Source organism: Haloplanus sp. XH21 (assembly GCF_023276355.1).
GTDB lineage: Archaea > Halobacteriota > Halobacteria > Halobacteriales > Haloferacaceae > Haloplanus > Haloplanus halobius.
On the sequence record NZ_JALLPL010000002.1, the window covers coordinates 298,231 to 305,401 of the forward strand.

Below are 7,171 nucleotides of genomic sequence, written 5' to 3' on the forward strand. Positions count from 1 at the left end.
CGGGATGCACGAAGGCCACGAGCAAATGTTCCGTCGACGTTTCTTCGTCTCGACGTTTCTGTCGATTCCCGTTCTCCTGTACAGCGAAATGCTGCAGGAGTGGCTCGGGTTCTCCGTCCCTGCATTCCCGGGGAGCGAGTGGATCAACCCCGTCTTCGCGGTTATCGTCTTCGCGTACGGTGGAATCCCGTTTCTCCAGATGGCGGTCCCGGAGCTGAAAGACCGGTCGCCGGGGATGATGACGCTCATCTCGATGGCCATCTCGGTCGCGTTCGTCTACAGCCTCGCGAGCGTGGTCTTCCCGACACAGTCGGCGTTCTTCTGGGAGCTCGTCACGCTTATCGACATCATGCTCCTGGGGCACTGGATCGAGATGCGGTCGGTGCGCCGTGCATCGAGCGCGGTCGACGAGCTGGCGAAGCTGATGCCCGACACCGCAGAGCGAATCACCGAGTCTGGAGAGACCGAGAAAGTCCCAGTCAGTGAACTCTCCGAGCGCGACCTCGTACTGATCCGGCCGGGCGCGAGTGTTCCTGCTGACGGCACCGTCGAGGAGGGCGATTCGGACGTCAACGAGTCGATGCTCACGGGTGAGTCCAAGCCCGTCTCGAAGGAGCCCGGCGACGAGGTCATAGGCGGCACGATAAACGGCGACGGCAGCCTCCGTGTCCGCGTCGGTGCGACGGGCGAGGGGACGACGCTCGCGGGCATTATGCGGCTGGTGGAGGAAGCCCAACAGAGCAAATCCAAGACGCAGGTACTGGCCGACCGTGCAGCCGGCTGGCTGTTCTACGTCGCGCTCGGGGCGGCTGTTGTGACTGGAATCGCGTGGACGGTCGCGGTCTCGTTTGACGCGACCGTCATCGAGCGCGTCGTGACGGTGCTTGTCATCGCCTGTCCACACGCACTCGGGCTCGCCATCCCCCTCGTCGTCGCGATCAACACGTCGCTCGCCGCTCGGAACGGGATGCTCGTTCGCGACCGCATCGCGATGGAGGACGCACGGAATCTGGACGCGATTATCTTCGACAAGACGGGGACGCTCACCGAAGGTGAGCACGGCGTCGTGGATATGGCGACCGCCGACGGCGTCGACGAGGACGACGCGCTCGCGCTGGCGGCGGCCGTCGAGAGCGACTCCGAACACATGATCGCGCGAGCCATCCGCGAGGCCGCCGCCGAGCGAGACCTAACTACTCCCGACGTGACCGACTTCGAGGCGATCAAAGGCCGAGGGGTTCGCGCGAACGTCGATGTCTCCGGCTTTGCCGGAGGCTCGTCGGACAAGTCCGGCGGTGGAAACGAGGTGTACGTCGGCGGGCCGAATCTGTTGACCCAACTCGATAGCGAGATACCCGACCATCTCCAGCACTTCGCTGACGAGGCCGGACAGAACGCCCAGACGGTGGTGTATCTCGTTCGTGACGGTGAGTTGATTGCCGCCTTCGCGATGGCGGACGTGATCCGCGAGGAGAGTTTCCGCGTCGTCAACGCACTCCACGATTTGGGTATCGAGGTGGCGATGCTGACTGGCGACTCCCAGGACGTCGCTAACGCTGTCGCCGACGAACTGGGCATCGACACGGTGTTCGCTGAGGTCCTCCCCGAAGACAAGGACGAGAAAGTCCAGGAACTGCAAGAGCAGGGCAAGCTCGTGGGGATGGTCGGCGACGGTGTGAACGATGCGCCGGCGCTGACGCGGGCCGACGTCGGCATCGCCATCGGGAGCGGCACCGACGTCGCTGTCCAGTCGGCAGATGTCATCCTCGTTCAGAACAATCCGATGGACGTGGTGCGACTCGTAAAGCTCAGCAAGGCAAGCTACCGAAAGATGCAGGAGAACATCGTCTGGGCGGCCGGCTACAACGTCTTCGCGATTCCGCTTGCAGCAGGGGTGTTGGCACCGATTGGGATTCTGCTGTCCCCCGCTGTAGGTGCGCTCTTGATGTCGTTGAGTACAGTCATCGTCGCGATCAACGCACAGCTCCTCCGCCGCGTGGACCTGTCCATCCCTGAGCATCCAAGCGGGACACCAGCTACGGAGGCACAGCCCGCTGACTGAGGTCCTTTCTGGCAACTACAAGGAGGACTGAGGTGACTGTCGCTTCTGACAGACCGGTGGGTGCTACGCAGGCACCGATTCTTTGCTCTCCAGATACTGGTTTTCCATTCACGTCGTGCTTCTATTTCACGCTGACCACGCTGTGTGACTGTGTATACGTTCGTCCGCTTGTCGAGTTTACCTTTCTCGAGCAGTCCTTTGTTGACGAGATCATCGAGATTCGGATAGAGCCGACCGTGATTGATATTCTGCTCGTAATAGTCGTCGAGCTCCTCCTTGATTGCGAGCCCGTGTGGTTCCTCAAGTCCGGCGGTTACGTACAAGATGTCTCGCTGGAACCCAGTCAGATCGTGCATCTGTCTGTTTCCTGCTTTTGAGGGGTGGCATATGTTCTCTCTGGTTCCCCGTCCCGGGGCGATTTCGGTATGACTGGGCCGGAATCTCGCGTGAAAACTTCGAACCTTTATATAGTAGACAGAAGAAATTCGCGATGGAATGTCTGACCTAATCGTCAAAGCAGCTGTGAAGGACGCACTCTCGGACCACAACGTCTCGGCAGATTTCTACGACGCCCTCAACGAAGAGGTCGGCGAACTGCTCGACGACGCCGCAGAGCGTGCCGAGGCCAACGACCGAAAGACGGTCCAGCCTCGCGATCTGTAGGCCTGCGTAACGCAGCTAACCCCGTCACTCGAACGGAGCTTTTTGAGGTTCCTGTTCAGACGTTCGGAAACGGAGATGGCGGACGCGCCGGATACGGAACGGCAGGCGGTCGACCCCGACGCGAAAGGGGTCCTTAGCGTGTCACAGCTGAACGACCGGATTGCGTCGGTCGTCCAAGACACGCCGACCCTCAATGGCGTCCGCTGTATCGGCGAAGTCACTGACCACCACCAGCAGTATGCTGCTCTATTTCACGCTCACCGACGGCGACGCCTCGCGTCTCGATAACGCCGAAAGACGTGCAGCGCGCGACAGCGTGCGCGGCGTGACTCAGTATGACTGGTCCCGATCCTCACGACGACACGAGTACCGACCACGAACAGTTCGAGAAAGCACAACTCGCCCAGGACCGCGACGGCGCCGGCGAGCGGTGAGGCGCTTCCGATGAATCAGCAAGTCAAACGGGACTACCGGATGTATCGTGTGCTCAGCAATCTCAGCCGACTCGACGTCGATCGGCGCGATCGTATCGGATCCACAAGCAGTCTGCGAGCTCTGTGAGAGCTACTGCTTCGGGACGCTCGACTGAGAGGTTGCTGAAGATGGAGTGCTCACTATCTGGGGGTGCAACGACTTCAAGGTCTACGAGGCGCGGGCGGACGGCCTCCCTGACGACGATGGCGGCATCGTGATCCACGAATTCCTGAATCCTTACCGACTACCTCGCAGCTGACGAAGACCTCGATATCGGACACCAATTATATGATATTATTTTTAGATATAATTGTATTTTATATTTTCACCCCAGAGATTCATTGGACTACCGTATTCTAGTGAGTAACAGAGCCTACCATCGGCAGATGGTCCCGATCCGAATCTCGTTAATCTATGACCTCGTAATTCAACTCAATAATGAGTGATATTGGTGGTAGGCTACTGCCGCATAACACCATCGTTGCTGTCTTTCCAGCTCTATCTGACGGAATCACCGTTACCTTGGTACGCTCTCGGAATAGCGTGAGAACAATCAAGTTGACGAGGCGGTCGTTCTCGTCGACAGTGCTCTGGAGTTGCGGATAGGTTGTATCACTTTGGAGCCACACCTCCGTAATTTACCTGTAATATTATATTTGAGTATATCTTCAATTTATCGTATATATTTGGATTCGCGGAACACTCGGTGCGACTGTGACAACAGACGGCGGCAGGACGAGTACTTTCCCTTGGCGAGATCGAAAAAAATTTTTGCACGAGTTAGCCCTCATTCAGAGACGAACTTAAACAGGTATGAACGATAATCATCCACTTCAGACGATCGAAACAGTACTGCTCGTCGCTGTCGGGGGTGCAATCGGGGCGAATCTCAGATACGTTGTTGGACTCGCCCTGCCGGGACTTTGGGGAACATTTACTGCCAACGTCACTGGTTGTTTCTTGCTCGGGCTGCTGCTCTACGAGAACAGGTATATCAGCCTTCTCGCCGACCGGTCCCGGGCCGTGTTCGGAACAGGGCTCCTCTCTTCCTATACGACCTACAGTACGTTCGCGGTTGAGACAGTTCAGACAGCCCCCGTCTGGGGAGTCGTCAATATCGTCGCGAACTACACCAGTGGGTTCGCTGCAGTTCTCCTCGCGAGGGCGGTTACATTACGACTCTCAGGAGTGACCAAGGAGGTGTTAACCCGGTGATTGGTCCACCGTATCTGGTCGCCATCGGTGGCATGACCGGGGCTGTCCTCCGCCACCTAGTAAGCGAGATAGTCACGATGGACGACTTCCCGGCCGGTACGCTCACCGTGAACGTTCTGGGGAGCTTCGTGCTAGCCGTAGTCACCTTCGGTGGCGCCGGAAATACGACAGTGCTCGTCGTCGGCACGGGTGCTTGTGGAGCCTTCACGACGTTCTCGTCGTTTTCGTATGACGTGGTCACACTCTGGGAGCGCGACCGCCGACTGGTCGCTGCTGGGTATGCCACGGCCAACCTTGTCGGTGCCCTCTCAGTCGTCATGCTCGTTGGCTTCTTCCTCCCTAACATGTAGACGTGAGTTTGGCTGGTATGTTCTGCGGCGGAATCCCGATGGCGTCCGGTTCCTACCGACAGTACATTTATGACTGGGCAATCTGTTGTCACAGATGAACTTCCAGCCATGAGTCAAGTCAACACGATTGCAAACGTCACCGACGAAATCGATGGTGACGAGGCTGTACATCAAAATATCTCCGCAGGCGTCGCTCTCGCCGACGTGTTACAGACGACGCTCGGACCGAACGGTCGTGATAAGATGTTGGTCGGCGATGGACAGGTTGTTTTGACGAACGACGGTGCGAGTATCGTGGATCGGATCGATATCGAGTCACCGGCCGCGAAACTCGTGTCCGAGGTTGCACACTCGCAGGGAGGTGACATCGGCGACGGAGCAACTTCTGCTATCGTGTTGGCAGGGGCACTTCTCCGGGAAGCGAACGAACTGCTGGAAGATGGGTTCCATCCGACGACCATCGTAAACGGCTACGCTGAGGCGGTCACGCGCATGCAGAGTCGGTTGGCCGACATTGCGACGTGGGAAAACCCTGACGACGAGATGCGTCGGCAGATAGTTGAGACATCGATAACTGGGCGCTGGGATGCCGAACGCACTGCGTTTTTGGCTGATCTCGCTGTCCGAGGATATCAGGCGGCACAAAGCAACGACGGCCCACGACTGGAGAACGTGACGATTCACGGAATCGCCGGGGGCGAAACCGCTGATTCCGAGTTACTGGACGGACTTGTCATTGATACGGATCGGTCCTCAACCTCCCTCTCCGATGTTCCGGCACCACTCCCAAAACGTGTCGAAGGCGCTCGTGTCGCCATCGTCGACGACGAACTGACGATACAGACACCGGAATCGGCGCCCCAATTTTCTATCGAGGATGTCAACGATCGTCAGCGACTCCAAACGTTCGAGACCGACGAATACGAGCGATACGTCGATACGCTCACGACCCATGACGTCGATGTACTGTTCTGTCAGAAGTCGATCGACGATCGTCTCAAGGCCCTCCTTGCACAAGCCGGAATCCTTGCGTTCGAACGGACTCGGCAGGACGAAGTTCACAAACTCCAGCGTGCGACGGGTGCGTCCCCAATCATGCGACTTGGGGAACTCAACGTGAGCGCAGTCGGCCACGCTCACGTCATCGAACGACGGACCCTTGGACCCTCGGAGTTCACTCTCGTCCGCGATTCGGCTTCGACACAGGTGTCGTTGCTCCTTCGTGGTGGGACTGACCACGTGGTCGATGAAACCGAACGGATTATCGTCGATGCTATCGATCTACTCGTGTCATTCGATGCCAGTCCCGGTGTACTACCGGGTGGCGGGGCAACCGAAGTGGCACTCGCAGCCGATCTGCGAACGTGGAGCCGCGGTATCGGTGACCGGACACAGATCGTCGTCAATGCTGTCGCCGACGCCTTGGAGACAATTCCACGCACACTCGCTCGGAACGCCGGCCACGACCCGATCGAGACGCTACTGGAGCTTCGACATCGCCACGACGATGGGGATGCCACTGTGGGTATCGATGTTGGAACGGGAGAGGTGACTGATATGTACTCCCGAGGAATCGTCGCCCCGATCCGTCTCAACGAACGCTTGCTCGCGAACGCGACCGGGGGTGTGACATCCATCCTCCGAATCGACGGCATCATTCACGTCGACGAGCCGATGCACGGTGAAGAGGACGGCCACGATCATGACCATGAACACGGCGTCGGTGGCGGGTTCCAGAGCGATCCACACGGCTATCCTTGGGCAATCGGGCACTGAACGCCACGTCATCTACTTCATCGGCGAACGCCGTGTTCTCTGAAACAGTTCTGATCACTTCGCGCCGTTTTATATCCGTACTCACCGGACGTGTACACAGCCTCTCAGGTGGTCAGAGTTGAGTATGTGAGTAGCACGAGAGCGTTTCAACGCACTCTCCGCTGAGCGAGGTGGTCTCAGGGAGTACGCTTCGGTCCGGTGACCGAGGAACGCGACTCGGGAGACTGTGCTGGGAGTCGAAAATAGGGGTGTTCGGACGGCTACGACGGTCGCGCTGCCGTCCCACGGGACTTGCTTTTGATGTCGCCCAGTCGATCCGGATCGATGTCGAAGTCGAACGCCGCCTGTGGCACGGACACCGTTACACAGGTGTTAGGTAGGTCAACGACACCGGCCAAGCGGCTCTCGACCGGGATGGTACTCAAGGAGAGGTACGCCTGCTCGCCGGTGTAGCCGAAGTTCTTCAGGTAGTCGATGGCGTCAAGACAGGCCCGACGCATCCCGACGTTTGCGTTCTTGTAGTGTTGGGTTCCGTCCTCGTCGACGGAGTAGCCCTCGAAGGTGATGTACTCGGAGAAATCTGGTTCGACGTTACCGGGTTTGAAGATCGCGTGATCGAGGCCAAACTTCT

General features: G+C 58.4%; 7 protein-coding genes and 4 pseudogenes. 9 read left to right on the top strand and 2 right to left on the bottom strand.

Features of this window, described 5'->3' with window-relative positions; genetic code table 11:
- Positions 1-4: 4 nt before the first annotated feature.
- Entirely contained in the window at positions 5-2,062 is a 2,058-nt protein-coding gene (locus MXB53_RS14905; RefSeq protein WP_248898350.1) for a heavy metal translocating P-type ATPase, read from the top strand.
- A gap of 98 nt (positions 2,063-2,160) precedes the next feature.
- On the opposite strand, the pseudogene MXB53_RS14910 reads toward MXB53_RS14905, so the two are convergent.
- A pseudogene (locus tag MXB53_RS14910) lies at positions 2,161-2,418 on the bottom strand (PadR family transcriptional regulator); the annotation flags it as partial.
- 139 nt (positions 2,419-2,557) lie between these two features.
- On the opposite strand from MXB53_RS14910, the gene MXB53_RS14915 reads away from it, so the two are divergent.
- From MXB53_RS14915 to thsA, 8 genes and pseudogenes are all read left to right on the top strand, one after another.
- The gene (locus tag MXB53_RS14915; protein WP_248898351.1) at positions 2,558-2,725 is read left to right on the top strand and encodes a DUF1931 domain-containing protein; all 168 of its coding nucleotides are present in this window, start codon (positions 2,558-2,560) and stop codon (positions 2,723-2,725) included.
- 75 nt (positions 2,726-2,800) lie between these two features.
- Entirely contained in the window at positions 2,801-3,013 is a 213-nt protein-coding gene (locus tag MXB53_RS14920) for a hypothetical protein (RefSeq protein WP_248898352.1), read from the top strand.
- Between the two features lie 47 nt (positions 3,014-3,060).
- Positions 3,061-3,150, top strand: a pseudogene (locus tag MXB53_RS16055) (DUF8069 family protein); the annotation flags it as partial.
- A gap of 19 nt (positions 3,151-3,169) precedes the next feature.
- Positions 3,170-3,250, top strand: a pseudogene (locus tag MXB53_RS16060) (DUF8012 family protein); the annotation flags it as partial.
- Positions 3,219-3,474 (top strand): annotated as a pseudogene (locus MXB53_RS14925) (hypothetical protein); the annotation flags it as partial. The pseudogenes MXB53_RS16060 and MXB53_RS14925, both read left to right, overlap by 32 nt.
- Before the next feature lie 538 nt (positions 3,475-4,012).
- Complete coding sequence (locus tag MXB53_RS14930; protein WP_248898353.1) at positions 4,013-4,414, top strand: CrcB family protein; 402 nt, start codon at positions 4,013-4,015, stop codon at positions 4,412-4,414.
- On the top strand, positions 4,411-4,764 hold the full coding sequence (gene crcB / locus MXB53_RS14935) for a fluoride efflux transporter CrcB (RefSeq protein WP_248898354.1): 354 nt from the start codon (positions 4,411-4,413) through the stop codon (positions 4,762-4,764). Before MXB53_RS14930 ends, crcB begins: the two co-directional genes overlap by 4 nt.
- 108 nt (positions 4,765-4,872) lie before the next feature.
- Complete coding sequence (thsA, locus tag MXB53_RS14940) at positions 4,873-6,540, top strand: thermosome subunit alpha (protein ID WP_248898355.1); 1,668 nt, start codon at positions 4,873-4,875, stop codon at positions 6,538-6,540.
- Between the two features lie 260 nt (positions 6,541-6,800).
- Here the strand turns inward: thsA and MXB53_RS14945 are convergent.
- Positions 6,801-7,171, bottom strand: a 371-nt coding sequence (locus tag MXB53_RS14945) for an acetamidase/formamidase family protein (RefSeq protein WP_248898356.1), incomplete at its 5' end; no start/stop codon positions are given.